The organism is Vandammella animalimorsus (genome assembly GCF_002285265.1).
Classification (GTDB): domain Bacteria; phylum Pseudomonadota; class Gammaproteobacteria; order Burkholderiales; family Burkholderiaceae_C; genus Lampropedia.
On record NZ_NSJB01000001.1, the window covers coordinates 922,302 to 947,649 of the forward strand.

General features: G+C 63.6%; 21 protein-coding genes, 1 tRNA gene and 1 CRISPR repeat array (1 of these 23 running past the window's edge). Of the genes, 2 read left to right on the plus strand and 20 right to left on the minus strand.

What is annotated here, in order from left to right; genetic code table 11:
* Window positions 1-153: direct repeats of the CRISPR family, unit length 29 nt; unit sequence CGGTTCATCCCCGCTGGCGCGGGGAACGC (it extends 1,650 nt beyond the left edge of the window).
* 67 nt (window positions 154-220) lie between these two features.
* The 19 genes from cas2e to CK625_RS04005 all read right to left on the minus strand — a co-directional run bounded on the left by cas2e (window position 221) and on the right by CK625_RS04005 (window position 20,499).
* On the minus strand, window positions 221-517 hold the full coding sequence (cas2e, locus tag CK625_RS03915; protein WP_095538894.1) for a type I-E CRISPR-associated endoribonuclease Cas2e: 297 nt from the start codon (window positions 515-517) through the stop codon (window positions 221-223).
* A 15-nt stretch (window positions 518-532) separates the two neighbouring features.
* Complete coding sequence (gene cas1e / locus CK625_RS03920; RefSeq protein ID WP_095539087.1) at window positions 533-1,420, minus strand: type I-E CRISPR-associated endonuclease Cas1e; 888 nt, start codon at window positions 1,418-1,420, stop codon at window positions 533-535.
* A 48-nt stretch (window positions 1,421-1,468) separates the two neighbouring features.
* Window positions 1,469-2,083, minus strand: coding sequence for a type I-E CRISPR-associated protein Cas6/Cse3/CasE (cas6e, locus tag CK625_RS03925; protein ID WP_095538895.1), 615 nt, complete (start codon window positions 2,081-2,083; stop codon window positions 1,469-1,471).
* Window positions 2,058-2,726 (minus strand): type I-E CRISPR-associated protein Cas5/CasD, encoded by a 669-nt coding sequence (cas5e, locus tag CK625_RS03930; protein WP_095538896.1) that lies wholly within the window; start codon window positions 2,724-2,726, stop codon window positions 2,058-2,060. Before cas5e ends, cas6e begins: the two co-directional genes overlap by 26 nt.
* A gap of 2 nt (window positions 2,727-2,728) precedes the next feature.
* On the minus strand, window positions 2,729-3,862 hold the full coding sequence (cas7e, locus tag CK625_RS03935) for a type I-E CRISPR-associated protein Cas7/Cse4/CasC (protein WP_095538897.1): 1,134 nt from the start codon (window positions 3,860-3,862) through the stop codon (window positions 2,729-2,731).
* Complete coding sequence (casB, locus tag CK625_RS03940; protein WP_095538898.1) at window positions 3,859-4,422, minus strand: type I-E CRISPR-associated protein Cse2/CasB; 564 nt, start codon at window positions 4,420-4,422, stop codon at window positions 3,859-3,861. Before casB ends, cas7e begins: the two co-directional genes overlap by 4 nt.
* A complete protein-coding gene (gene casA / locus CK625_RS03945) occupies window positions 4,419-5,999 on the minus strand; it encodes a type I-E CRISPR-associated protein Cse1/CasA (RefSeq protein WP_095538899.1) in 1,581 nt (526 codons plus the stop codon). Before casA ends, casB begins: the two co-directional genes overlap by 4 nt.
* Complete coding sequence (cas3, locus tag CK625_RS03950; RefSeq protein ID WP_238945486.1) at window positions 5,996-8,668, minus strand: CRISPR-associated helicase Cas3'; 2,673 nt, start codon at window positions 8,666-8,668, stop codon at window positions 5,996-5,998. Before cas3 ends, casA begins: the two co-directional genes overlap by 4 nt.
* Before the next feature lie 96 nt (window positions 8,669-8,764).
* A complete protein-coding gene (gene typA, locus CK625_RS03955) occupies window positions 8,765-10,597 on the minus strand; it encodes a translational GTPase TypA (RefSeq protein WP_095538901.1) in 1,833 nt (610 codons plus the stop codon).
* 71 nt (window positions 10,598-10,668) lie between these two features.
* A complete protein-coding gene (locus tag CK625_RS03960; RefSeq protein WP_095538902.1) occupies window positions 10,669-11,175 on the minus strand; it encodes an O-acetyl-ADP-ribose deacetylase in 507 nt (168 codons plus the stop codon).
* Between the two features lie 33 nt (window positions 11,176-11,208).
* Entirely contained in the window at window positions 11,209-11,805 is a 597-nt protein-coding gene (locus CK625_RS03965) for an excalibur calcium-binding domain-containing protein (protein ID WP_095538903.1), read from the minus strand.
* Entirely contained in the window at window positions 11,795-12,778 is a 984-nt protein-coding gene (truB, locus tag CK625_RS03970; RefSeq protein ID WP_095538904.1) for a tRNA pseudouridine(55) synthase TruB, read from the minus strand. The genes CK625_RS03965 and truB overlap by 11 nt, the downstream gene beginning before the upstream one ends.
* The gene (gene rbfA / locus CK625_RS03975; RefSeq protein ID WP_429001290.1) at window positions 12,775-13,155 is read right to left on the minus strand and encodes a 30S ribosome-binding factor RbfA; all 381 of its coding nucleotides are present in this window, start codon (window positions 13,153-13,155) and stop codon (window positions 12,775-12,777) included. The genes truB and rbfA overlap by 4 nt, the downstream gene beginning before the upstream one ends.
* A gap of 17 nt (window positions 13,156-13,172) precedes the next feature.
* Window positions 13,173-16,055 carry a translation initiation factor IF-2 gene (infB, locus tag CK625_RS03980; protein WP_095539088.1) on the minus strand — a complete coding sequence of 961 codons (2,883 nt, stop codon included), beginning with the start codon at window positions 16,053-16,055 and terminating at the stop codon, window positions 13,173-13,175.
* A gap of 26 nt (window positions 16,056-16,081) precedes the next feature.
* Window positions 16,082-17,590 (minus strand): transcription termination factor NusA, encoded by a 1,509-nt coding sequence (gene nusA / locus CK625_RS03985; protein WP_095538906.1) that lies wholly within the window; start codon window positions 17,588-17,590, stop codon window positions 16,082-16,084.
* 129 nt (window positions 17,591-17,719) lie between these two features.
* Window positions 17,720-18,355, minus strand: a complete 636-nt coding sequence (gene rimP / locus CK625_RS03990) for a ribosome maturation factor RimP (RefSeq protein WP_095538907.1) — start codon at window positions 18,353-18,355, stop codon at window positions 17,720-17,722.
* A gap of 468 nt (window positions 18,356-18,823) precedes the next feature.
* Window positions 18,824-19,600 carry a DUF6683 family protein gene (locus CK625_RS03995; protein ID WP_095538908.1) on the minus strand — a complete coding sequence of 259 codons (777 nt, stop codon included), beginning with the start codon at window positions 19,598-19,600 and terminating at the stop codon, window positions 18,824-18,826.
* Window positions 19,601-19,846: 246 nt separating this feature from the next.
* Window positions 19,847-19,931 (minus strand) — tRNA-Leu (locus tag CK625_RS04000).
* A gap of 103 nt (window positions 19,932-20,034) precedes the next feature.
* Window positions 20,035-20,499: a MaoC family dehydratase gene (locus tag CK625_RS04005; RefSeq protein ID WP_095539089.1), complete on the minus strand. Its 465-nt coding sequence runs from the start codon at window positions 20,497-20,499 to the stop codon at window positions 20,035-20,037.
* A gap of 301 nt (window positions 20,500-20,800) precedes the next feature.
* On the opposite strand from CK625_RS04005, the gene CK625_RS04010 reads away from it, so the two are divergent.
* Both CK625_RS04010 and CK625_RS04015 read left to right on the plus strand, forming a co-directional pair.
* Window positions 20,801-22,309, plus strand: coding sequence for a reverse transcriptase family protein (locus CK625_RS04010; RefSeq protein WP_172425080.1), 1,509 nt, complete (start codon window positions 20,801-20,803; stop codon window positions 22,307-22,309).
* 139 nt (window positions 22,310-22,448) lie between these two features.
* Window positions 22,449-22,790, plus strand: coding sequence for a rhodanese-like domain-containing protein (locus tag CK625_RS04015; RefSeq protein WP_095538910.1), 342 nt, complete (start codon window positions 22,449-22,451; stop codon window positions 22,788-22,790).
* A gap of 28 nt (window positions 22,791-22,818) precedes the next feature.
* On the opposite strand, the gene parC is transcribed toward CK625_RS04015, so the two are convergent.
* Window positions 22,819-25,221, minus strand: coding sequence for a DNA topoisomerase IV subunit A (parC, locus tag CK625_RS04020; RefSeq protein ID WP_095538911.1), 2,403 nt, complete (start codon window positions 25,219-25,221; stop codon window positions 22,819-22,821).
* Between the last annotated feature and the right edge of the window lie 127 nt (window positions 25,222-25,348).

Below are 25,348 nucleotides of genomic sequence, written 5' to 3' on the forward strand. Positions count from 1 at the left end.
GGCGGTTCATCCCCGCTGGCGCGGGGAACGCAAGAGAGTGTGAGCAGAGAAAGACGCCCTTATCGGTTCATCCCCGCTGGCGCGGGGAACGCGTTACAAGGGTTTTGTTGTTTTTCAAGGCATCCGGTTCATCCCCGCTGGCGCGGGGAACGCTCTTGGCGTAACTGGTTGATCTTACAAATGAAAATCAACCCGAGAAATTCTACCGATTTTCAGCTTGTCAAAGAACAGGGGATTCGGGGTGGAAGGCAACCAGCCGCAGGCCGTCAAATTCCACTGGCAAGCGGCGGTTGGGGCCGAGGGTCTGGAATTCGTAACCGGATTCGTTCGGGCTGGCCCAGGCCATGACGACATTGCCATCTTCGTGGCCGGCTTCGAGTTGTTGCCAGATCATTTCCCGGGTGCGGCGTGAGACGTTACCGATATAGACCCCGGCGCGCACTTCCAACAGCCAGATTGCCAGGCGGCCGCGCAGGCGAGGCGGGATGTTTTCGGTGACGACGGTCAAAAAGGCCATGGCGCTTGTCCATCGCTACTGGCTGCGATGACCGGCATCGCCCAGCGATTCGGGGTTGGGGATGGCAGGCGGCACGGCTTCGGGCGGGGCTGGTGGCGGGCTGATTTCGCCAGCGGCCAGGACTTCTTCGATGGTCGGGATGATGCGACCGAGCAGCTTGCTGCTGCGAAACAGGTCGCGGCAGGCCAGCCGTACTTCGCGCTCGGGCTGCGCGGGGGATTTGGCGGCGATACGAAACGCCAGTGGCACGACAGTTTCAAATTTGAACAGGTCGGCAATGTCGTACACGAAGGACAGCGGCTTGCCAGTGTGGATAAAGCCCACGGCCGGGGCGTAGCCGGCTGCCAGTACGGCGGCTTCGGTAATGCCATAGAGGCAGGCGGTGGCCGCGGACAGGCAGCGATTGGGGATGTCGGCGGCGTCCCAATCCTTCTGGTCGTAATTGCGCGCACGCCAGTTGACGCCGTATTGCCGAGCCAGCAGTTTGTAGGTTTCGCGCACGCGGGCGCCTTCGATGCCGCGCAATTGCTCCACGCTGCGGCGTTGCGGCGCCGGCTCGCCAAAGCGCAGCTCGTACATTTTGCGCACCACTTTCAGGCGCAGCTCATCATCGAGTGCCAGCTTGGCTTGGTACAGCAGCCGGTCGGCGCGGGCGCCGCCGGGCTGGCCGCTGGCGTACAGGCGCACGCCGGATTCCCCTACCCAAACCAGCAGCGTGCCGACAACAGCGGCCAGATGCGCGGCGGCATGCGACACCCGCGTGCCCGGCTCCAGCATGATGCAGGCCACCGAGCCGACCGGGATGTGAGTGCGCACGCCGTTCTTGTCGATGACGACGAAGGCGCCATCCAGCACGTCGATCTGGCCGTACTGGATGAAGATCATCGAGATGCGGTCTTTCATCGGCAGGGGCTTGAGGGGCGGCAGCAGCGGGCTGGGCATGGTGAAGGCTCAAATCCGGGCCAGACTCAAAAGGCCACAGCCAAAAGCCTTGCCGGGGCCGATGCCGGCAACCAGGGCGGCTTTGAGCCGATCGGCATCGGTGACCTGCAAAACACCCTCGTAACATGCGCGTTGCAGGCTGAGTACCGCCGCTTGCTTGCGGGGTTTCAAAACCTCGCTGTGGGTGACGATGGCTGCTTCCAACGCAAACCCATGGGATTGCCCCTGCCGTTGAAGCCAGGCCAATTGGGCGCCGTCCCCCACCAGCCCGATGCGTTTGCCGGCTCGTGTGACAGTCGGATTGGCGAACAGGCGAAAGCGGCAGCGCTGCCCGGCAGGAAACAATCGTTCCGGCGACAAGGCTTTGCTTGCAGGGGGCACTTTCAGGTAGCGCGGCAGGGCTTGCAACAGGCTCCAGTCGGCGCTGTGCTCAGACTGCACCAGTACGACAGGTGAACTGTTCCATGCCGCTTGCGGCTCCACACGCCAGAGAAAGCGCGGCACGTCTTGCGCATCACTCTGCGCGAAGGCGCGCACCAGGGTGCGGTGCAGCTCGTAGGGGTTGCCCAAATCACGACGCACCTGGGCACTGCGGGTGTCAAGCAATAGCCGGGTCAGGTACATGCGGCCCTCCTACAGACAACATCAGGGATTTCACAAAGCGCGGGCCGAAGCGCCGTTCGGAGAATGGCGCAATCGGCTGATCAAGGCGCACCGCGCCTTCCGCCGCATCTTCCAGCAGCAGACGCCGGGGTTCGGGCGGCGCTTCGCCTGTCAGTAGGCTGGGCCAGTCGCGCAATGCCTGCACCAGATCAGACTCCACCAGGCCGTCGGGAATATGCACAGGCACCGATGGCACAAAGCTCTTGCGCCCCAGGGCCAATGGCCAAACTGGCTGGCGCAATGCGAGGTGAATGGTTTCCAGCAAGGCGCGATCGCCCTCCAGACCCACCAGAAATACGGCATCGGACAGGTAATAGCGTGGGCTGACTACAGTACGCCCCATGTCCACTTTGCCTGTGGCCAGCAACACGCCGGTGGCTGTTTGGTAATCGCGCATCGGCACACCTTCGCGATCCACGCGCACGCCCATGCGCAAGGCGGCCAAGTCATCAATAGGCTCGTTGCGGTCACGCCCCATGGCCGCGCAAACCAGCCCGAGCACGCCAGACTTGGACGGCTCCAGTTGCGTGTCGCGCTCGTCAAAGCGGCTGGTCGTGCCCCAGGACTGCATCGGGCCTTGCAGCCGCAGCAGCAAGGTCGCCATGCTCACGCCTCCAGCCGGGTTGCGACCAGCTCACGCACACGCTGCGCCAGTGCGGTCAGGGACGTTTGCGCCTCGCCCTTTTCTTGCGGCCAGTGTCCGGTCAGGTCCAGATACAGCCACTGATCCTGCGGCGCGGCATACACCGTAGCGAGCTTGTCTTCGTAGTTCGACAGGGCAGCCACGGATGCGGCGGTCAGCGGAGTATCAGCCTGGGGGCGCACGGCCTGCTCAAACGCATTGGCCAGATTCAATGGTGTTGTATGGCGCAGGCTCACGCCGATGAATTCGGGCGGATTGTGCGCGGCAAAGCTGTTTTGTTTGCCACTGGGAATGGCGCGCCCTAGCGCCTGGGTAAAAGCTTCCACCACCGACAATGCCAGCTCGCGGTCGTTTTGCAGATTGGCAAGCAGCTTGTTGGCATCCAATACCGCATAGCGATAGAAGGTGGCGGAGTTGAATTCAACCTGCCCGATCATGCCCGCACCGGTTTCGTCCTCATCGCCACAGTCATCCACAGCCGTGAAGTAGTCGAATTCACGCTCGACGCGGTGGGTGCTGATGGCATGCGCCACCTGGCAAGCCGCATCCTGATTGACCGCCGGCAGATCGGCCAGCATGCGGCCAAACAAGGCCACATCCACGGCCTTGCCGCCATCCAGCAGTGCCTTGGCCGTTTTGACGATCTCAGCGGGAAGGCTGGCCTTGGCGTCTTTTTTGCTCTTTTTGTCGCCACTGGCAGTCAACGCGTCCCAATGCTGCTCAATCAGCGCCGCCAAGGCACTCACTTCGTTCTGGCCGAGAAACAACAGGTACTCGGTCTTGCCATCGTCCTTGAGCTTCAGGCCAGCTGCGCCCAAGGCCACCTTGATTTTTTCCTCGGCCTCGGCGGCATCGCGACCGGGGAGTTTTTCAAGCAGCAGGCTTTTCAGCTTCTTGGTGCGGATGCCGCGGTATTCCTGTGGCAGCAAATCATGCGCAGCGGTCGTCATGCGAATGGATCGCTTAAAGCACTGGCTGCTGACCCGTGCCCGACGCTGACCGCCAAAAATGGCATCTTTCGGCGCGCCGGTATCGTCGCGATTGAGGTTGGACGGGGCGAAGTTCTGGATCAGGTGAAACTCGAGAAACAGGCTCATTGCACATCTCCTTCAGGGTTTTCATTCGGGTTTTCGGCCTGGGCTTGGGCCGCACGGTAGAAGTCGCGCGCCCAGCGCTGGCGCAAGCGATCCACATCAAGCCGGGGGTTCATCCAAAGCGCGGCGTCATCCAGCAGCCGGGCGTAGTTCAGCCCGATCTCCGAAGTCTTCAGCAAGCTGATGGCATGGCGCAAATGGGTTTGGAGGGTCTCGGCATCCGCCTCAAGCAGCGCGATAAAGCGTTGCTCGATACTGCGGCTGTATTCATGCTCCGTCGATGCCTTGCGCAGCTGCGCCAAGCGGCCGAAAGCGGCGGCAAAGCTGTGTTCGCTGACCTGCGGGTGTGTGGCAAACAACCCAGCCACGACATACAAGGCCAAGCGGCGCGCATCCCGCTCATGCATCTCTTTGGCCACAAAGCGCTCCACGCAGGGGAACGCGCGCGGATAGCTGCCAGGATCGAAGGCCAAGCTGCGCCGCAACTCGGCCAGTGCGCCCAGATCTTGCTTCTCCTGCAAAGATTGCAGATAGGTGATGAATGTCCGTGCATGCTCACTCATGCGGCGGCCTCCTTGTAAACGGGGTTGGATTCTGGTTTTTTGAGATGCTTGTTCAAAAGAGTATGAAAACCGGGGTAGAGACGAGCCTCCACTCGCAAGGCAATGATTGAGCAACCAAGTCCAATAAATACTTGCTCCCAGGAAATTGTCGCGGCTTTCCTTAGGACGTCATCCCAATAGGCTGTTACCTCGGAAAACTCTCCCTTGGTCAATAATTCCAATGCATGTGGAAGTGCATGTTCGACATATGCAAAATAACTAGCTGCGAATGGCATGGCATCCAGAGCAGAAAGCATCCTCTTGTAAGCCTTCTTTTCATTATTCTTTGATTCCCGAAGGTTTTTCCTATCAGACCTCTCAATAACGCACATCAGCATATCAACAGCCAATACATGCAATTCTCCAAATAATTTTTCAGACTTTTCTACAAGATCACACAAATAAAGCGCCCTATCTGCGTTTTTCATTAATGAAATTGGCAAATTAATCCGCTCCAAACGCCAACGTAAAAGCTTGGCTTTATTGCTAGCCAGTCCTGCCACCAACAAGGGTTGATACACTTGGTCGAACTCAAGCTCAGCATGCAGCGCCATAGCATGGTTCAATACGGCGGCGGGCTGGCTGTTTTTCTTCTGGGGGTTGGGTACCAGAACCGGCAAATCACGCCAAAACGCACGCCCTTCCATAAAGCTTATCTGAACCAAATTTCCTTCGGTGTCAGTATGAAAGCTGACCATCGGATCGGGGGCGTTGCTGTCTTCCTCCAGTGCAAGCCCGGCGGCGAAATGCAGCCATCTCACACGCCCATCGGCTTCACGCCGTAAAAGCACGGCCCGGCTCTGCCGGGTATAGCGGTCATTAGGGCCGGTCGCCAGCACAGGCGCACCACGCAACTCAGGCAAGGTTGGTGCAGCCCTCTCCCATGCGGGAAGATCTTCATAGGAAGTCCACTTATGTAGCGACAACAGGAGTGTTTGCGCCAAATTTCCACCAGCTGGAATAATTGCTGCTGTATTTGCTAAAGCACCTGACTTTTCTGATTCCTTTAATTTCTTTCCTGGGAAAAAACCACCCGGCACGAACTGAAAGTATCCCAGCATGGATTTGATGACATATCCCGGATGCCAAGAATCACACTTATATACATCCTGATTGAATATTTCTGACCCGTAGAACTGCTCAAGAGAAATCGTATTAGGAGGATAGAGTGTTTGTGTCTCTGTACAAGATGCCAGTGCCGCCACCTGCATGAACGGGTGCTCTGGATGGAACAGCCAGAAGCGTTCACGCCAGTGCTCCAGGTAGGCGTTCACGACTTCGATAGGAAAGCCATCACGCCACCAGTGTGCACGGTCTTTGTCCTTCCAGCCCTGCGGATAAGCATGTTTCAGTGCCCGATGCAGAATGGCCAGCAGCAGCCGGTATTGCGCCACCAGACTGGGGGGCGCGGTTTCTGCCAAAGCCGTGATTTCAGCGCTGCGGCTAAACACTTCCAGCAGCCCCAGCATTTCGATGCGTCCATCGGCCAGCCGGACTGGCAGCCAAGGCTCGTCCAATAGGTTGAAATCCTTGCTCATTCATCACCCCCAGTGGATGGATCTTTTTCGTAAATCAGCCCCAGCTCAAGATCCAGCCGCAAATGGATACCGGGCTGGGCATAGCGTCCTTGGGTCAGCGGCAATAAGTGGCAGTGGCGCAACCAGGGGTGCTCGGCAAACGTCGCCGGTTTTTCCACACCTTGGAAGTGCTTGACCACGGCCTTGCGCGAGAGGCGCAGTTGGCGGGCGTACAGATGCCGGGCAGTGCGTTCATCAAGCGGCTGGACGGGGTCGATATCCATGCCCAGCACGCGCCAGCCATCCTCAGTTACTTCCACCGGTATCAGAGTGATGCCCTCGCGCCCCAGGCGGGTGACGTTGCGCAAGCCCAGCAAGTCGCTGTCGTCGTTGCCACGGGGTTTGTCGATATAAGCGCTCTGTGGCTCGCTTGCAGGATCGATGGCGACATTGCGCGCCTCCTGCCGCTCCTTGTTCACTTTGGCCCGGTATTCACCATAGGCGGTGATTTCAATAGCGTTTTGCACCTGCGCATCCAGTGCGGCAGGCAATGGCTGATCGCCATACACGGCTTGTACCAGCCGATCGATGTCACCGGGCAGGGTGAGCGTGCTCTCACACTGCAACAAGGCCCAGGTGCGCCCGAGGATGTAGGTGTCGTAAACGAACTGCCAGGCCGTGGTCTTCAGGTCAGGAAACGCCGGCTGCAATCCCGCCACCCAAAGACAAGGGGTGCGATGCAAGGCTGGCCGGGGACGCTGGTGACGATGCAGGCGGCCGGCACGCTGCAGCAACAAGTCAACCGGAGCCAGATCGCTGAGCATGAAATCAAAATCCAGATCCAGCGATTGCTCTGCAACTTGGGTGGCGATCAACAAAGCCTTCTCGGGGCGCTCGCCCTGCGGCCCGAAATGCGTCAGCACCTGCCGCTCGCGCTCAGCGCGCTCGTCCAGCGGATATCGCGCATGGAACAACAACAGCCTGATATCCGCTGACAGGCGCTCGCGCAGCAACAGATAAAGCTGCTGGGCGCGATCCACGGTATTGACGATGATCGCACCGCAGCCGCCGCCTTCGAGCAAGGCCAGGGCCTGGTTGGCCATGCACGTCAAGTCTTCTGCAAGCGGCTTCAGGGTGATTGGCGGCAGCTCGCGCGCCACAAACGATGCGCCCTGCACCCCTTGTGCATCGGCCAGCAGCACGCGCGGGTAGGCCAGTGCCGGCAAGGCATCAGGCACAGCGCCCCAGGCGGCCAGCAACTCATCCCGGCGCGCACGGGGCAAGGTGGCGCTCATCAGCACCACCGAGCTACCCAAGGCCTTGAGCCATTGCAACAGGCTGGCGATGAGGCCGGAGGTATAGGTATCGTAGGCATGCACTTCATCCAGCACCACGACCCGGTTGCCCAGCCCCCACAGGCGCACGAAATGATGTTTGACGTTGAGCGCCGCAAACAATGCCTGATCGATGGTGCCCACCCCGTAAGCTGAGAGCAGCGGGCGACGGCGCTGGGAGAACCAAGTGGCGGCTTCCAATGTTTCGCCTGCATCCTGATTGATGCTGCGCAAACGGATCGTGCGCAGACGCGCTGCCTCCTCGTTCATCCAGGCGCTGCCATGGATGAGCTGCACCTCGGTGGGATCTACGTCAAACGCCTCCAGAAAAGTCAGCGCGCGCGAGAACAAGGCGTTGCCGGTGGCCTGGGTAGGCAAGGCCACATACAGACCGCGATGGTCATTGGCCGCTTGCAGGTGCAGGTGGGCCAGAAAAGCCAACTCGGTTTTGCCCTCGCCCATCGGCGCCTCCACCAGCAACAAGGCCGGGCCTTGCACGTCGCGCAACAAAGCATCACCCGCCTGCTGAAGTGGCCGCGCCTGCAAGCCCGGCCGTCCGGTCACGCGCGAGAGCAAGGCATTCAGATCTGTTGGTGTTTCCAGCAATCTGCGCGCCGTGTTCCAGTGGATATGCCGCAATGCCGTGTCTGCCAGCGTGCGTGCATGGGCGTAGTAGCTATCCAGATCATCGTGTCGCTCGCCAAGTGCAAACCACTCGGGATTGGAAGCAATCCAATCGGCCATGCTGGTCAGGCCCGCCAGCCAGTTCACGGCAGGCAATGGGATTTCATCCGCAATGGGCGCGCCCTGCGGTGCCAACGTCTGCCAATAGGCATCGAAAATGACCTGCCGCGCCTGCGCCCATGCGCTCGGCTCCCCCTTGGGACGTGCGTCATGAATCTCTACGGGCGTGAAATGAAAACCGTGATGGGCGCTGATGGCTTGCAGCGCATGCCGCAGCCAAGCACGCTCGGCATCCACGGCATCGGACAGGAGCTTGCGCAGCAAGGCGGCAGTGGCGCGGGAATGTTCGGTCACGCCGCAGGCATGCTGGGGAAAGGACAGGCCATTGGCCTGATCGGCGGCCATGCCTTGCGGCCACTTGGCCTGAAAGCCCGCCATCGCCTTGCCAAAATCATGCAGACCCGCCAAGGCGGCCAACCACCGTGCGCAGTGCTGACGAGGCAGGCCGAATACCGCTGCCGCCCAATCCAGCGTGCGTACTGGCTCACGTACCAGCATCGCTTCGGCCACGGCGGCCACATCCAGCATATGCGCCAGCAGACCGTGACCAGAAGGCTCCCCACTTTTGGCCCAGATCCAGCGGGCATAGGGTGGCAAATCGGAAAATTTCACGCAACAAAAAGAAACTATTTATATCGAATGGTAATTTTAGGCACAAAAAAACGGGGGAATCCCCCCGTTTCTACGACTGATCGGCAGTGAAAACCCTCACGCCAGCGCCGCATTCTTGGCGCGCTTGCGCTCGTGTTCCTTGAGGAAGCGCTTGCGCAGGCGGATGGAGCTGGGGGTGATTTCCACCAGTTCGTCGTCGTCGATGAATTCCACCGCGTATTCCAGCGTCAGCTCGATGGGCGGGGTGATCTTGATGGCGTCTTCCTTGCCGCTGACGCGGAAGTTGGTCAGTTGCTTGGTGCGCGTGGCGTTGACCACCAGGTCGTTGTCGCGGCTGTGGATGCCTACGATCATGCCCTCGTAGACCGGGTCGCCGGCCTTGACGAACATGCGGCCGCGGTCGTCGAGCTTGCCCAGCGCGTAGGTGATGATTTCGCCGTCGTCCATGCTGATGAGCACGCCGTTCTTGCGCCCGCCGATCTCGCCGGCGTAGGGCTCGTAACCATCGAAGATGTTGGAGATCAGGCCGCTGCCGCGCGTGAGGTTGAGGAATTCGTTGGCAAAGCCGATCAGCCCGCGCGCGGGGATGCGGTATTCCAGCCGCACGCGGCCGCGCCCGTCGGGCTCCATGTTCACCAGCTCGCCCTTGCGCTCGCCCAGCGCCTGCATGACGCCGCCCTGGTGGCCTTCCTCGATGTCGGCGGTGACCAGCTCGTAAGGCTCGCATTGCTGCCCGTCGATCTCGCGGAACACCACGCGCGGCTTGGAGACGGCCAGCTCATAGCCTTCGCGGCGCATTTCTTCAAGCAGGATGGTCAGGTGCAGCTCGCCGCGGCCGGAGACTTCGAACACGCCGTCCTCGCCCGTTTCCTTCACGCGCAGCGCGACGTTGGAGCGCAGCTCTTTTTGCAGCCGGTCCCAGATCTGGCGGCTGGTGACGTACTTGCCCTCGCGCCCGGCCAGCGGGCTGGTGTTGACGCAGAAGTTCATGGTCAGCGTGGGCTCGTCGATCTTAAGCATGGGCAGCGGCTGGGGCTTGGCGATGTCGGTAATCGTCTCGCCGATGCCGATGTTCTCAATGCCGTTGACCAGCACGATTTCGCTGGGGCCGGCCTCGCTGGCCTGCACGCGGTCCAGCCCCTGGAAGGTCAGCACCTGGTTGACGCGACCTTTGTAGGTTTCGCCATCGGGGCCGCGCGCCACCAGCACGTCCTGGCCGGGCTTGAGCGTGCCCTGGGTGATGCGGCCCACGCCGATGCGGCCCACGAAGGTGGAGTAGTCCAGCGCGGAGATTTGCAGTTGCAGCGGCGCGCTGGCATCGCCCTGCACGGAGGGCACGTGCTTGAGGATGGTGTCGAACAGCGGGGCCATGTTCTCGCCCCATTTTTCGCCCGGCTCGCCCTCCTCCAGGCTGGCCCAGCCGTTGATGCCGCTGGCGTACACCACGGGGAAGTCCAGCTGCTCGTCGGTGGCGCCGAGCTTGTCGAACAAATCGAACGCGGCGTTGATGACCTTGTCCGGGTTGGCGCCGGGCTTGTCCACCTTGTTGACCACGACGATGGGTTTGAGCCCCAGGGCCAGCGCCTTTTTCGTCACGAAGCGCGTTTGCGGCATGGGGCCTTCCTGAGCGTCGATCAGCAGCACCACGCCATCGACCATGGACAGCGCGCGCTCAACCTCGCCACCAAAGTCCGCGTGGCCGGGCGTGTCCAGGATGTTGATGTGCGTGCCCTGCCAGTTCACGGCGCAGTTCTTGGCCAGGATGGTGATGCCGCGCTCGCGCTCGATGGCGTGGCTGTCCATCACCGTGTCCACGACTTTTTCATGGTCGGCGAAGGTGCCCGACTGGCGCAAAAGCTGGTCCACCATGGTGGTCTTGCCGTGGTCCACGTGGGCGATGATGGCGATGTTGCGGATTTCTTTGGTCATACAGGGTTTGTCAAAAGACTGATTTGAAAATGGATCGGCAGGGCGCGGCTTCTGGGCTTCTGAAAAGCTTTTCAGGGCGCGCCCAGCAAGGATTGGTACAGGGCCAGATCGGCCGGGCCGAAGCAGCAAAACAGCACTTGCTCCAGCCGCGCCAGATCGGGATGGCTTTGCACAGCCGCCACGGCCACGGGCGCGGCCAGCTCGGGCGGATAGCCATACACGCCCGTGCTAATGCAGGGAAATGCCAGGGTCTTGAGGCCGTGCTGCACGGCCAGATCCAGGCTGTTCACATAGCAGGCGCGCAGCAAATCCGCCTCGCCCTGCGCGCCACCGTGCCAGACGGGGCCGACGGTGTGGATGACATAGCGGCTGGGCAGGCGATAAGCCGCCGTGATCTTGGCCTGCCCCGTGGCGCAGCCTCCCAGCAGGCGGCATTGGGCCAACAGCTCGGGGCCAGCGGCGCGATGAATCGCCCCATCCACCCCGCCGCCGCCCAGCAGGCTGTGGTTGGCCGCGTTGACGATGGCATCCACGGCCAGGGTGGTGATGTCGGCCTGGAGGGCGCAAAGTTGGGTCATGGGCTTAACCTTCAACAAAACATATCCAAAGCGTTACCGGCCACCACTGCACCATTGCGATTCGCAGGGAACGCCGTCGTTGTCACTGTCCATCTTTGTGCCCGGGCAGTTGTTGATAAAAAATTTGGCCTCTTCACACGAGGTCATCTGCGAACAATGTGTGCGGCCATCGCACCGATAGACGGACGAAATGGCTTGCACAGGGGCTACAGGTGTACCGTTCGACATCTGGCTCAGTTCTTGCCGATGCTGCCTTTCGCTCCATTCTTTCTTCACATACGGGTAAGCCACAGCAGCGCCAATCACCAGCAGCACAACCCCAAACACGCTTCCAAGCCAAGATGTTGGTTTTCTGGCTTTTAAGCGCCTTCTTCGTGCATGAAGCTGCTTGTCCGCTTTGTCAGATCCAGTCTTGGGTCTATCCGGACAAAACAGGTTTTTGGCCTTCTTTTTGCCTTTTTCGTCAGTCACTACCTCAAACAACACACGCTCGCCCACCGCTGGCCGCCGCCCGCCCTTCGGGAACTCGGAGATGTGCACGAAGACTTCTGCATCATCGTTGCCAAAAGCCTTGAGAAAGCCAAAGCCCCGTTCATCGTTCCAACGGGAAACAACACCTTCAAACCGCATCGTGACCTCCTTGTTGCACCAGCACTTGCGCGATTTCCACCGGGCTGAGCAAACGCATCGCAATCAACTCCCCCGCCTTGACTTGCGCCGTGCCCAGCAGGGCGCGGGGTTGCGCGCCAAACACGGCCACCTGCGGCGCGTCGGGCCAGGGGCCGCGGCGGCGCATGCCGCTCAAGAATCGGCCGGCGTCGTCATGGCCCAGGGTGATCTGCGGCCAACCGTGCAGCAGAGTCTCAACGGGGTGCAGGGCTTGCAGGCGTTGCTCTTCGGGCAGGGCTTCGAGCTGCTCCAGCGTGATGGCATCCTGCACGTGCAGGCCGCCAGTGGCCACGCGGCGCAGCATGGTGAGGTGGCCGCCGCAGCCCAGGGCATTGCCAATGTCTTCGCCCAGGGTGCGGATGTAGGTGCCCTTGCTGCATTGCACGCGCAAATGCAGGTAGGGGTAGGGATGAGCGCCCTCGCCCGTCAGGGCGAAGTCCAGCAGCTCCAGGTCGTGGATGGTGACTGCGCGGGCTTCGCGCTCCACGCTTTGGCCCTCGCGGGCGTATTCGTACAGCGCCTTGCCGTCTTTTTTCAGCGCGCTGTGCATGGGCGGCACCTGGCGGATGGGGCCGGTGAAGTCGTCCAGCGTTTGCACCACATGCCCTGCGGTGCAGCTCACGGGGCGTTGCTGCAGCACCTCGCCTTCGGCATCGGCGGTGCGGGTGTTCACGCCCAGGCGCACGATGGTTTCGTAGGTTTTGTCGGCGTCGAGTTGCAGCTGGCTGAACTTGGTGGCCGCGCCAAAGCACAGCGGCAGCACGCCGCTGGCCAGCGGGTCGAGGGTGCCGGTGTGGCCGGCTTTTTCGGCGCGCAGCAACCATTTGGCTTTTTGCAAAGCCTGGTTGCTGGACAGGCCCAGCGGCTTATCGAGCAGCAACACCCCGTGTACAGGGCGGCGCTGCACCCTGGCACGGGATGGCGGCGCGGTCATTCGGTGGGGCCTTCTTCCTTGCCGCGCGATTCGACCGCCTTGGCGATCAAGGCGTTCATATCGGCCGCGCGCTCGGGCGTGCGGTCGAAGATGAAGTGCAGCGTGGGCACGGTGTGGATGTGCAGGCGCTTGAACAGGCCATTGCGCAAGAAGCCCGCCGCCTGGTTGAGGGCGGCCACGGATTCCTCCGGGTCGCCCACCAGCAGGCTGACATAGACTTTGGCATGGGCGTAGTCGGGCGTGACTTCCACGCTTTGGATGGTGACCATGCCCACGCGCGGGTCCTTGAGCTCGCGCGCAATCAGCTCGGCCAGATCGCGCTGGATCTGGTCGGCCACGCGGTAGCCGCGGTTGGGTCGGGATGCTTGTTTTCGCATGAGCACTGGCGCGGGCATCACAGCGTGCGCGCAATCTCCTTGATGTCAAAGAATTCGAGCTGGTCGCCTTCCTTGATGTCGTTGTAGTTGCGCAGCTTGATACCGCACTCGAAGCCCTCGCGCACTTCCTTAACGTCTTCCTTGATGCGGCGCAGCGATTCGATCTCGCCGGTGTAAACCACCACGTTGTCGCGCAGCAGGCGGAAGTGCGAGCTGCGGGTGACGAAGCCGCTGGTGATGTAGGAGCCGGCCACGGTGCCGATCTTGGAGGCCACGAACACGGTGCGGATCTCGGCCGTGCCGGTGACTTCCTCGCGCTGCTCGGGCGCCAGCATGCCGCTCATGGCCGCCTTCAGCTCGTCCACGGCGTCGTAGATGATGTTGTAGTAGCGGATGTCCACATCGTTGGTCTCGGCCAGCTTGCGCGCGCCAGCATCGGCGCGCACGTTGAAGCCGATGACGATGCCGCCCGAGGCAATGGCCAGGTTCACATCGCTTTCGCTGATGCCGCCCACGCCGGAGTACACCACCTGCACCTTGACTTCGTCGGTGCTGAGCTTGAGCAGCGACTGCGACAGCGCCTCCTGCGAGCCTTGCACGTCGGCCTTGATGAGGATGGGCAGGGTCTTGACCTCGCCGGCGGTCATGTCGGCAAACATGTTCTCCAGCTTGGCCGCCTGCTGCTTGGCCAGCTTGGTGTTGCGGAACTTGCCCGCGCGATAAGTGGCGATTTCGCGCGCGCGGCGCTCGTCGCTCATGACCATGAAATCGTCGCCGGCCAGCGGCACTTCGGTCAGGCCCTGGATTTCCACCGGGATCGAGGGGCCTGCGCTTTGCACGCGCGCGCCAGCCTCGTCCAGCATGGCGCGCACGCGGCCATAGGTCTGGCCGGCCAGCACCACGTCGCCCACCTTGAGCGTGCCCGACTGCACCAGCACCGTGGCCACGGGGCCGCGACCCTTGTCGAGCTGGGCCTCGATCACCAGGCCCTTGGCCATGGCCTCGACCGGGGCCTTGAGCTCCAGCACCTCGGCCTGCAACAGCACGTTTTCCAGCAGCTCGTCGATGCCCATGCCGGTCTTGGAGGACACGGCAATGAAGGGCGAATCGCCGCCGTATTCCTCGGGCACGACCTCCTCGGCCACGAGTTCGTTCTTGACCTTCTCGGGGTTGGCCTCGGGCTTGTCGGCCTTGGTGATGGCCACGACGATGGGCACCTTGGCGGCGCGGGCGTGCTTGATGGCCTCCTTGGTCTGGGGCATCACGCCATCATCGGCGGCCACGACCAGGATGACGATGTCGGTGGCCTGCGCGCCGCGGGCGCGCATGGCGGTAAACGCTTCGTGGCCCGGCGTATCCAGGAAGGAGACGATGCCGCGCGGCGTCTCGACGTGGTAGGCGCCGATGTGCTGCGTGATGCCGCCCGCCTCGCCAGAGGCAACCTTGGTGCGGCGGATGTAGTCCAGCAGCGAGGTCTTGCCGTGGTCCACGTGGCCCATGACGGTGACCACGGGCGCGCGCGGGTGCAGCTCGGCCTGGTATTGGCTGGCTTCGTCTTCGGTGAAGGCCTCGGGGTCGTCGAGCTGGGCCTGCACGGCGCGGTGGCCCATTTCCTCGACCACGATCATGGCCGTGTCCTGATCCAGCGGCTGGTTGATGGTGACCATCTGGCCCATCTTCATCAGCGCCTTGATGACCTCGGAGGCCTTGATGGCCATCTTGTGCGCCAGCTCGGCCACGGTGATGGTCTCGGGCACGTGCACGTCCAGCACGCGGAACTCCTGCTGCACCGGCTCGGCGCGGCGATCGCGCGCATCGCGGCTGTCGCGCTTGCCTTTGGCGGACTTGCCGCCAGCCTTCCAGCCGCTGGCGCCGCCGCGGCCCACGCCGCCGGTGGCGTCGCCCCGGGTCTTGATTTCCTTGCGGCGGCCGTCTTCAGAAGCCCAGCTGGAGGACAGATCCGAGGACTTGATTTCCTTGACCTTGCGGCCAGCGCCAGCGGCGCCCGTGCCAGTGGTTTTCTTCTTGTCGCCGGTGTCGGGCTTGGTCAGCGTGCCCTTTTTCGCCTCGGCCCCAGGGGCTGCGGCTTCCTCGGGCTTCTTGGCCACCAGCACCTTGCGCGGCGCGGACATCATGGCGCGGATGGCCTCGGCCTCGGCCTGGGCCTTGCGGCGGCGCTCTTCCAGATCCTTGGCGCGGCGCGCCTCTTCGGCGGCGCGCTGCTGCGATTCTTCCTCGGCCTTGCGGCGCTGCTCCTGCTGCTCCTTGGCGCGCTGCTCGGCTTCGAGCTTTTGCTCCTGCAGGGCCTGCTCCTTCTCGGCAGCGGCGCGGGCTTTCTTCTCGGATTCCTGGCGGGCGTAGGCGGCGGCGCGCTCTTCGGCTTCGCGCTCCTTGCGCTCGCGCTCTTCGCGGGCGGCGCGCTCACGCGCCAGGGCCTGCTCTTCCTCGCGCAGTTGCTCGGCCTCGCGGCGCGCCTGCTCTTCGCGGCGCAGCAGCTCGGCATCGGGCTGCGCAGGCGCAGCCGCCGGGGCATCGGCCGCTGGCGCTGCCGCAGTGGCCGCCGTTGCGGCAGCGGGAGCGGCGGCGGCTTCTGCCACTTCGTCGCGCTTGACGAAGGTGCGCTTCTTGCGCGTGACCACGTTGATGGTGCGCGCCTTGCCGGTGGCATCGGACTGCTTGATGGCGCTGGTCGAGCGCTTGGTCAGCGTGATCTTCTTGCGCTCGCCCTCGGCATGGCCGGTGACGCTTTGCAGATGCGCCAGGTACTGCTGCTTGTCGCCCTCGCTGATGGGGTCATCCACCGAGGTTTTCTGTACGCCAGCCTCCTTGAGGTGCTGCAGCACGGCTTCGGGGGTCTGCTTGATCTCAGCGGCGAATTCGGTAACGGTGTTGGTCGACATAAAACTGCTTTTGTCCTCCGTGATCTTCACGCCTGCTGGGCTTGTTCATCGTCGTTGTTGAACCAGTGGGCACGCGCCTGCATGATCAGCGCCGTGGCGGCCTCGGGCTCCAGGCCGCTGATTTCCACCAGCTCATCGGTGGCCAGATCGGCCAGGTCGTCGCGGCTGAGGATCTGGTTCTCGGCCAGCTTGGCCAGCAGCTCGCTGTCCAGGCCGGGCAATTCGCGCAAGTCCTGCGCCACCTGCGAGACGCTTTGCTCGCGCGCGATTTCCTGCGTCAGCAGCGCATCCTTGGCGCGCGCGCGCAGCTCGTTGACCGTGTCCTCGTCAAAGTCCTCGATCTCCAGCATTTCCTGCAGCGGCACGTAGGCCACTTCTTCCAGCGTGGTGAAGCCTTCGGCAATCAGCGTGTCGGCGATGTCCTGGTCCACGTCGAGCTTGCTCATGAACAGCGCGCGGATCTGGCTGTCCTCGTTGGCCTGTTTCTCGGCCGACTCGTTCGGATCCATGATGTTGATCTTCCAGCCCGTCAGGTCCGAGGCCAGGCGCACGTTCTGCCCGCCGCGGCCAATGGCGTTGGCCAGGTTTTCCTCGTCCACCACCACGTCCATGGCGTGGGTCTCCTCGTCCACGTAGATGGACTGCACCTGCGCGGGCGAGAGCGCGCCGATGACGAACTCGGCCGGATCCTCGGACCAGAGCACCACGTCGATCTTCTCGCCAGCCAGCTCATTGGTCACGGCATTGACGCGGCTGGCGCGCATGCCCACCGTGGTGCCGATGGGATCGACGCGCGGATGGTCGTGCGAGACCACGGCGATCTTGGCGCGAGAGCCCGCATCGCGCGCGCAGGACTTGATCTCCACCACGCCCTGGCCGATCTCGGGCACTTCGTTGCGAAACAGCTCGACCATGAACTCTGGCGCCGAGCGCGAGAGCTGGATGGCCGGGCCGCGCAGCTCGGGGTTGACCTCCATGATCATGGCGCGCACGCGGTCGCCGCTGCGCAGGTTCTCCTTGGGGATCATCTGCGAGCGGCGCAGCCGCGCCTCGATGCGACCGCTCTCGACGATGGCGTCGCCGCTCTTGTCGATGCGCTTGATCGTGCCGGAAAAAATCTTCTGCCCGTGCGAGAGGAACTCGTTGAGCAGCATCTCGCGCTCGGCCTCGCGGATCTTTTGCAGGATGACCTGCTTGGCCGCCATGGCGCCGATGCGCCCGATGGGGATGGACTCGATCTGCTCCTCAATGTAGTCGCCCACCTGCAGCTGCGGGTCGCGCTCCTGCGCATCCATCAGCAGCTCCTCGGCCTCCGGGTTTTGCAGCCCGGCCTCGTCGGGCACGACCAGCCAGCGGCGCATGGTTTCGTAGTCGCCGCTGTCGCGGTCGATGGCTACGCGGATCTCCACCTCATCCTTGTAGAGCTTCTTGGTGGCCTGCGCCAGCGCCAGCTCGATGGCGCCAAACACCACGTCGCGCTCGACGTTCTTCTCCAGCGAGATCGCATCGACCAGCATCAACAATTCGCGATTCATAAAAACTCCCGCAAGCGCTCGGCCCGCTTCATCAACCCCTGTTGTGTTCCTCAATCCCTGAAGCCGCAGCCCAGCGGACTGCAACCATTGTCTGCGCGGCAGCGCCGCGTCCTGTGCGCACAGGGCCCATCAGCGCCCCCAGGCTCCTGGCCCTTTGAAATTCACGATGGGCGCCAGCCGCACCTCCTTGACCTCATCGAGCGTGAAGCCCAGCGCCTGCGCCGGCGGCGGCACGTACTTCTTGCTGACCTTCTGGCCCGGCTTGCGCTCGGGCTCGTCGGTCCACACCACCTGCCACTGGCCAGGCTCCTGGCCGGCCTGCAACTGGCCGCGAAAACGCTTGCGGTTGGCGCTGACCTGGCCCTGCGCCGCCGCGCCAATGGGCTGCTTGAGCACCACGTCCACCACCTCGCCAGAGAAACGGCGCAGGTCCTGCTCATGGCGCAGCAGGCGGTCGATGCCGGGCGAGGAAACCTCCAGCCGGGCGTAGTCCACGCCCTCGACCTCCAGCGCAAACTGCAGCTGGCGCGTCACCACCTCGCAATCCTCGACCGTGATGGCCGCCAGGGGTGCGCCCGACTGCGCCGGCACACCCTGACCGAGCGCATCATCAGACGCATCGGGCGCATCAGGCCCCGTCTGGGCCGGCTCCTGCCAGGGCACATCGATGGTCACGCGCAGCAAGCCGCCGGCGGAGCGTTCCACCTCCACCAAATCAAACCCCAGACCGGCAACGGTCTGCTCCACCACTTGCTGCAATGCCAAGCCCTGCCCCTTTCATCGGCCCTGCGCGCGGTGGCCCGCGCGCAAGTCGCCCGTCTCCAAAAAACAAAAACCCGCAGGCGGCGAAACCCCGGGTCGTGCAGGCCCTCTTCACCACATCGAAGAAGGCGCCAAAACCAGCCACACCGTCGGCCGCACAGGCCCTGCCTGCAGCGCGACACTCCGCCAGCGCATCCCGCAAGGCCGGGCCTGCTTGCCTGGCCCAGGGCCGGCAACAAACCACGCGCAGCTTGCAAGCCCCCAAAAGAGGCCCAGAAGCCAGAACGCAGAAACAAAAAAGGGCGGTCTTGATGTCCGCCCAATCCAACGCAAGCCTCTGATCGAATGCAAAACGGCGCAGATTATAGCCGCACTCGGCGCGCCAGGAAAGCCCATGGGCGCCTGTCAGTCGCTGGGCCGTCGCGAGCCCGCCCAATGAGGCGCCGACCAACGCCTCAACGCCGTGCGGCATCAGCGCAGCTCCAGTCCATTACGCCCTTGCCCAATGCTGTCCACGCTCAAGCCCATCGTCCCCAAGGCCGCTTTGGCATCACTCACAAGGGTCGCCATGGCCTGGTGGTTCTTGTGTTGCTGCGCCTCTATATACATGGCCATTTGCAAGCTGCCCATCCAGTACAGCACTTCGGCCATTTCCTGCTTGTCGGCATGGCTGGCAGTGGCCAGGTCACCATGGCCCATGGCCGCTTGCAACTGCTGCACCAGGCCATGCCCTTTGATTTGGGAAAGGTCCGCCTGCTGGGCAATGCCGTAATTGACGAGCACCCAATACGCCATCGCCACGGCCACACTATCGGGGTGGTAACCATCGGATTTGAGCGCTTGCTGCACTTGCCCGATCAAGTTGGCATTGGCCAATTGGCTCAGGGCTTTTTCAGCCTCGGGCGTGAGCTGATTTTTCGATTGCAGCTTTTTGCGCAGGGTTTGCACCATTTGATCGCTGATCTTCTGGCTCAGGCTGCTCGAGTGGGTGTAGCGGTCTGCATCAGCCGCCTTTTGCTTGCCGCCAGCACTGCTCTTTGACTTGGCTTGATCGTAGGTCTTGCGATATTTTTTCTGTTGATTTCTCAACATATCACGCCTCACCGAGTCATCAATATGCCAAGTATAGAAATAATTGTCTGCCATGTACCCATAATCAAACGCCTTGACAGCCGGCATGGGCAGCGCAACAAGAAAAATCAGAGCCATCAGCGGCTGGAAAAATAAAATTTTTTTGCCTGATTTCATCACTCACTCCTTTCAAAAATATTTACGCCTCGCCCCTTTGCATTCCTGGTTTTCATCAAATCATTCTTGGGGGCTTTTCGTTGGGCTTTTCGTTGGGCTTTTCGTTGGGCTTTTCGTTGGGCTTTTCGTTGGGCCTTTTTGGGGCCGTCGGTTGTCGGTAGTTGCGGAAACGGGCGAAAAAAAGCCGCCCCGAAGGGCGGCTATCTTAGGGAATTTCCGATTTTTTCGGAAATTGACTGCAATGGATGGTGCCCGGAGCGGGAATCGAACCCGCACGCCCGAAAGCTCCGGATTTTAAGTCCGGTATGTCTACCAATTCCATCATCCGGGCTTACTGCCGTTGACTCGGCGCAGCGCAAGGCGAAAGCCTGCGCCGCTGGGCGCGCGATTCTACTGCAGGGCGGGCGGCGTATTGGCCGCGGCAGCACCCGGCCTCAAGGCCTGCCGCCATAGACCCGCGCGATCGTTTCGGCCACGCACACGGGCTTGTCCTGGCCCTGGCGCTCGATTTCCACATGCCAGCCAATCTGCAGGCCCTGCTGCTCCAGCGGCTGCGTCTCCAGCAGCGTGATGCGCGCGCGCAGCTGACTGCCCACCGGCACCGGCGAGGTAAAGCGCACCTTGTTCAGACCGTAGTTCACCCCCATGGCCACGCCTTCGATGCGCACGGCCTGCTCCATCATCTTGGGCAGCAGCGACAGGGTCAGGAAGCCGTGCGCGATGGTCGTGCCAAACGGGCCTTTGGCCGCGCGCTCGGCATCGACGTGAATCCACTGGTGGTCGCCCGTGGCCTGGGCAAACAGATTGACCTGCTCTTGCGTGATGGTCTGCCAATCGCTCACTGCCACCTGCTGGCCTTTGCACGCCGCCAGCTCTGCGTAACCGGGAAAGACTTTCATGCCGCGCACCATAGCGCAGGCCGCAGCCCCGGCCGGCCTGCCGCTGTCCATGCCGTGACAGCGCCGATGTTCTGCACAGACTTTTAGAATCCACTTCGGCGCGCGCTTCAGGTGCATGCAGGTCTTCACTGGCATCGCCCATGGCGACCGCATGACCATGGGGCACCCCCATGGATGCAGACACACTTGGAAATCACAGCGGCTGTGCCCCACATACCCCAGGGTATGCACCGCACAGCCAGGACACGACGGGCTGAAGCCGCGCGCCACCCCTGCACTTCACAGCCAGCGCGCGCTGCGCATGGCATTTGCACTGCCACACCCCATGGGCCTGAATCCGCACGACGATGTTGCCCTGCGCGCCTTTGCCCAGCATCTGGCGCGGGCGCTGCTTGCGGGCCCGTGGGCGCCCATGGCCATGCAGGCCCGTTTGCGGCGGGCGCTGGGCCTGGCGCGGGGCGGCGCCTCGCCCGATTGGTTGCGCCAGCTGGTGCGCCAGTTGCATGCCCAGCCCCCATTCGCCCTGCCGGCGCGGCCGCAGCGTCGCAAGGCTGCAAGCGCAGCGACTGGCCCAGCGCCGGGCAGTGCCCATCTGCAGGCCGTGGCCGATGCGGTGGCCCAGTGCCCGGCATTGCGGCGAGCCTGGGGCACTGCTCCCGCACATGCGCCATGGCGCATCAAGGGGTTTTTCCTGCCCCCGCCACCGCCCAAGCCGCCGGCCATTGCCAAGCTGCAGCCCTTTGTGCGGGAACTGCCGCCCCTGGCCCAAGTGGGCGACATCGCCGCCTGGCTGGAACTTGAGCCTGGGCAGCTCGATTGGCTGGCCAACTGCCAGGATCGCCCTGCCCCAAGCCCCAAGCTGGCGCACTACCGCGCCCACTGGCTGCCCAAAGGGCAAGGCGGCCTGCCGCGGCTGATCGAGGCGCCCAAGGCGCGGCTCAAGCAAATTCAGCGGCGCATTCTGCAAGAGCTGCTGGCCCCCATCCCGCTGCACAACGCTGCCCACGGCGGCGTGCGCGGGCGATCGTCCATCAGCCACGCGCAGGCCCATTCAGGCATGCCCGTGCTGCTGAAGTTCGACCTGCGCGATTTCTTCCCCAGCATCCGCGCCGCACGCATCCACGCCATTTTTGCCTGCCTGGGCCACACCCCGGCCGTGTGCCGTGTGCTGACGGCCTTGGTGACCACACGCACAGCCCATGGCGTTTTGCGCACGGCACCATGGGCTGCGCCGCCACAAAGCGCCCCATGCGGCGCAGGCGCCGCCCCCAGCCTGGCCGTGCAGCAGGCCCAGTTGCGCCAGCTCTATGGCCCGCGCCATCTGCCGCAGGGCGCGCCCAGCTCCACGCTGCTGGCCAATCTGGCCGCGGCGCGGCTGGACATGCGCCTGGCCGCCGCCGCGGCCGCGCTGCAGGGGCGCTACACACGCTACGTGGACGACTTGGCCATTTCCCTGCCGCAACTGCCCCGCGCCCAACTGCTGCGCATGCAGCGCCTGGTGCGCCGCATCGTCCATGAAGAAGGCTTTGTGCTGAACGAGGCCAAATGCGGGCTGTACACGGCCAGCCAGGCGCATTACCTCACGGGCATTTGCATCAACGCCCACCCCAATCTGCCGCGCGCGGCCTACGACCAGCTCAAGGCCATACTGCACCAGTGCGTGCTGCACGGCCCCAGCAGCGAGAACCGCGATGCACACCGCGATTTCCGCGCCCATCTGCAAGGCCGCATTGCCTGGTGCCGCAGCCTCAATCCGGCCCGTGCGGCCAAGCTGCAGCGGCTGTTCGAGCGCATCGACTGGCGACGCTGAGCCTGCGCCCCCAGCCACAGCGGCAGCGCCGCCAGGCCCGCACCAGACCTTCACCAAGCCCGCAGCCAGGGCGATTCGCCGCTACCATCGGCGCCCAACCCGCCATCGCCACTGAATTTGCACATGGAGAGCCTGCCCCGTGATCGAAGCCATTGCCCCCGCTGAGTTTGCCGCCTGGGCGGCGCGTCAGGACTATGCCCAGCCGCCGCTGTTGATCGACGTGCGCGAGCCCTGGGAATGGGCGCTGGCGCATTTGCCTGCGCAGCCGGGCTGCGAGTTGCTGCATCTGCCGCTGGGCAACCTGCCCTCGGAGCTGGCCCGGCTGGACCCCGACCGGCCCACGGCGCTGATGTGCCACCACGGCATGCGCAGCCTGAATGCGGCGATGTTTTTGCAGGCCAATGGTTTTGAGCGCCTGGGCAATGTGGTCGGCGGCATCGACGCCTGGGCGCAGTTCGACGCGCAGGTGCCGCGCTATTGAAGGGCGCGCGCCAAGGCGCGCGCGAACTTCACAGCACGCGCTGCACGCTCTCGGGCTTGAAGCCGAAGTCGCCCTTCTTGCCTTTTTGCGCGCGCTTGCCCAGGGCGTTGTTCAGGCTGCGGATTTCCAGGGTTTCCTCGCGCGGCTTGCCGCCGCGACCCAGACCGGCGATGCGCACGCTGCGCGTGTAGGCGGCCGCACCGGCCAGGCTGTCCTTGGGCTCCAGATCGAGCAGCAGCACGCCGCGCCCGCCGTTGGCCAGGGCTTTGACCTCCGTCAAGGCAAAGCCCAGGATGCGCCCGGCGGCGGAGACCGCGCAGACGTGGCTGGCCGGCGGCAGCGGCTGCGATTGACTGCCGCCGTCGATCAGTGACGGGGCGCAGGGGCGCTCGCCCTCGCCCACGCTGATGAAGGCCTTGCCCGCCTTGTGGCGCGAGACCATGTGGCCGACCTGCGCGACAAAGCCATAGCCGCCCGAGCTGCTCAAGAGCAGGCGCGCCTGCAGCGGCCCGGCAAAGTAGTGCAGCAAATCGGTGCCTTTTTCCAGCTCGATCAGGGTGGTCAGCGGCTGGCCATCGCCGCGCGCGCCAGGCAGGCTGGCCACCGGCACGGAATAGACGCGCCCATTGCTGCCCAGCGCCAGCATCACGTCCACCGTGCGGCATTCGAAGGTGCCGTACAGGCCATCGCCGGCCTTGAAGTTAAAGCCCTGCGGATCGTGGCCGTGGCCGCTGCGCGCGCGCACCCAGCCCTTGTTCGAAACCACGACCGTCACCGGCTCGTCGAGCACCTTGACTTCGGCCACGGCGCGCTTTTCCTCCTGGATCAGCGTGCGGCGCGCATCGGCGAACTCCTTGGCGTCGGCCTCGATCTCGCGCGCCATCAGGCGCCTGAGGCTGCCCGGGTTGGCCAGGATGTCTTCGAGCCTGTCCTGCTCGGCGCGCAGCTCCTTGAGCTCTTGCTCGATCTTGATGGCTTCCAGCCGCGCCAGCTGGCGCAGGCGGATTTCCAGGATGTCCTCGGCCTGGCGCTCACTGAGCGCAAAGCGCGCCATCAGCGCCGCTTTCGGCTCATCGCTGGCGCGGATGATGGCGATCACCTCGTCGATGTTCAGCAAGATCAGCTGCCGCCCTTCGAGGATGTGGATGCGCTCGAGCACCTTGCCCAGGCGGTGCTGGCTGCGGCGCGTGATGGTCTGCTGGCGGAACTCGATCCACTCAAGCAGCACCTGACGCAGCGATTTCTGCACCGGCCGCCCATCGATGCCCACCATGGTCAGGTTGATGCTGCACGAGCTCTCCAGGCTGGTGTGCGCCAGCAGCGTGGCCATGAGCTCCTGCGCGTCGATGCGGCTGGACTTGGGCTCGATCACCAGGCGCACCGGCGCGTCCTTGTTGGATTCGTCGCGCACGCCGTCGAGCACCGCCTGCACCGTGGCCTTGAGCTGGGTCTGCTCCTGCGTGAGGGATTTCTTGCCGGCCCTGACCTTGGGGTTCATCAGCTCCTCGATTTCTTCGAGGACCTTGCGCGCACTGACGCCCGGCGGCAGCTCGGTGACCACCATCTGCCACTGGCCGCGCGCCAGCTCTTCCATCACCCAGCGCGCGCGCACCTTGATCGAGCCGCGCCCGCTCTGATAGGCCGCAGCGATGTCGGCCGCGGCGCTGATGATTTGCCCGCCGCCGGGAAAGTCCGGCCCAGGCAGCAGCGCGAACAGCTCCTGATCGGCCAGCTGCGGCGACTTCAGCAGCGCAATGGCTGCATCGGCCACTTCGCGCAGGTTGTGGCTGGGGATCTCACAGGCCATGCCCACGGCAATGCCGCTGGCGCCATTGAGCAGCGTGAACGGCAGCCGCGCCGGCAGCTGACGCGGCTCCTCAAAAGCGCCGTCGTAGTTGGGCACGAACTGCACCGTGCCCTGGTCGATCTCCTGCAGCAGCAGGCGCGTGATCCTGGCCAGGCGCGCCTCGGTGTAGCGCATCGCCGCCGCGCCATCGCCATCGCGGCTGCCAAAGTTGCCCTGGCCGTCGATCAGCGGATAGCGCTGCGAGAAGTCCTGCGCCATGCGCACCAGCGCATCGTAGGCGGCGCTGTCGCCATGCGGGTGGTACTTGCCCAGCACGTCGCCGACCACGCGCGCGCTCTTGACCGGCTTGGCCGGCGCATTGCCGCTGTAGCCCAGGCCCATCTGCGCCATGGTGTAGAGGATGCGCCGCTGCACGGGCTTTTGCCCATCGACCACGTCGGGCAGCGCCCGGCCCTTGACGACTGAGAGCGCATATTCCAGATAGGCGCGCTGCGCATAGGCCGCCAGCGAGGAATCATCGTCGCCAGCGGCCAGCGCGGCCACTGGCAGCGGCGGCGGCACGGGCGGCTCGCCAGCCTGCGGCGCGTCGCCGCGCTCGGGGTCATGAATCAAATCTTGTGGCATGAAACAACAGAAAAAACTTGGCAGCATGCGCCTTCGCCGGCCATGCGCCCCCTCAGGATGCCGCGCGATTGTAGGGCCAGCGACTGGGCCGACGCTTGCGCCGCGCAGCGCCGCAACACGTGTTCGC

What these genes read in the sequence shown, in the direction of transcription:
- cas2e (WP_095538894.1), bottom strand. Translation starts at nt 517, where the DNA reads ATGGCCTTTTTGACCGTCGTCACCGAAAACATCCCGCCTCGCCTGCGC.
- cas1e (WP_095539087.1), bottom strand. Translation starts at nt 1,420, where the DNA reads ATGAAAGACCGCATCTCGATGATCTTCATCCAGTACGGCCAGATCGAC.
- cas6e (WP_095538895.1), bottom strand. Translation starts at nt 2,083, where the DNA reads ATGTACCTGACCCGGCTATTGCTTGACACCCGCAGTGCCCAGGTGCGT.
- cas5e (WP_095538896.1), bottom strand. Translation starts at nt 2,726, where the DNA reads ATGGCGACCTTGCTGCTGCGGCTGCAAGGCCCGATGCAGTCCTGGGGC.
- cas7e (WP_095538897.1), bottom strand. Translation starts at nt 3,862, where the DNA reads ATGAGCCTGTTTCTCGAGTTTCACCTGATCCAGAACTTCGCCCCGTCC.
- casB (WP_095538898.1), bottom strand. Translation starts at nt 4,422, where the DNA reads ATGAGTGAGCATGCACGGACATTCATCACCTATCTGCAATCTTTGCAG.
- casA (WP_095538899.1), bottom strand. Translation starts at nt 5,999, where the DNA reads ATGAGCAAGGATTTCAACCTATTGGACGAGCCTTGGCTGCCAGTCCGG.
- typA (WP_095538901.1), bottom strand. Translation starts at nt 10,597, where the DNA reads ATGACCAAAGAAATCCGCAACATCGCCATCATCGCCCACGTGGACCAC.
- CK625_RS03960 (WP_095538902.1), bottom strand. Translation starts at nt 11,175, where the DNA reads ATGACCCAACTTTGCGCCCTCCAGGCCGACATCACCACCCTGGCCGTG.
- CK625_RS03965 (WP_095538903.1), bottom strand. Translation starts at nt 11,805, where the DNA reads ATGCGGTTTGAAGGTGTTGTTTCCCGTTGGAACGATGAACGGGGCTTT.
- truB (WP_095538904.1), bottom strand. Translation starts at nt 12,778, where the DNA reads ATGACCGCGCCGCCATCCCGTGCCAGGGTGCAGCGCCGCCCTGTACAC.
- rbfA (WP_429001290.1), bottom strand. Translation starts at nt 13,155, where the DNA reads ATGCGAAAACAAGCATCCCGACCCAACCGCGGCTACCGCGTGGCCGAC.
- infB (WP_095539088.1), bottom strand. Translation starts at nt 16,055, where the DNA reads ATGTCGACCAACACCGTTACCGAATTCGCCGCTGAGATCAAGCAGACC.
- nusA (WP_095538906.1), bottom strand. Translation starts at nt 17,590, where the DNA reads ATGAATCGCGAATTGTTGATGCTGGTCGATGCGATCTCGCTGGAGAAG.
- CK625_RS03995 (WP_095538908.1), bottom strand. Translation starts at nt 19,600, where the DNA reads ATGAAATCAGGCAAAAAAATTTTATTTTTCCAGCCGCTGATGGCTCTG.
- CK625_RS04005 (WP_095539089.1), bottom strand. Translation starts at nt 20,499, where the DNA reads ATGAAAGTCTTTCCCGGTTACGCAGAGCTGGCGGCGTGCAAAGGCCAG.
- CK625_RS04010 (WP_172425080.1), top strand. Translation starts at nt 20,801, where the DNA reads ATGGCATTTGCACTGCCACACCCCATGGGCCTGAATCCGCACGACGAT.
- parC (WP_095538911.1), bottom strand. Translation starts at nt 25,221, where the DNA reads ATGCCACAAGATTTGATTCATGACCCCGAGCGCGGCGACGCGCCGCAG.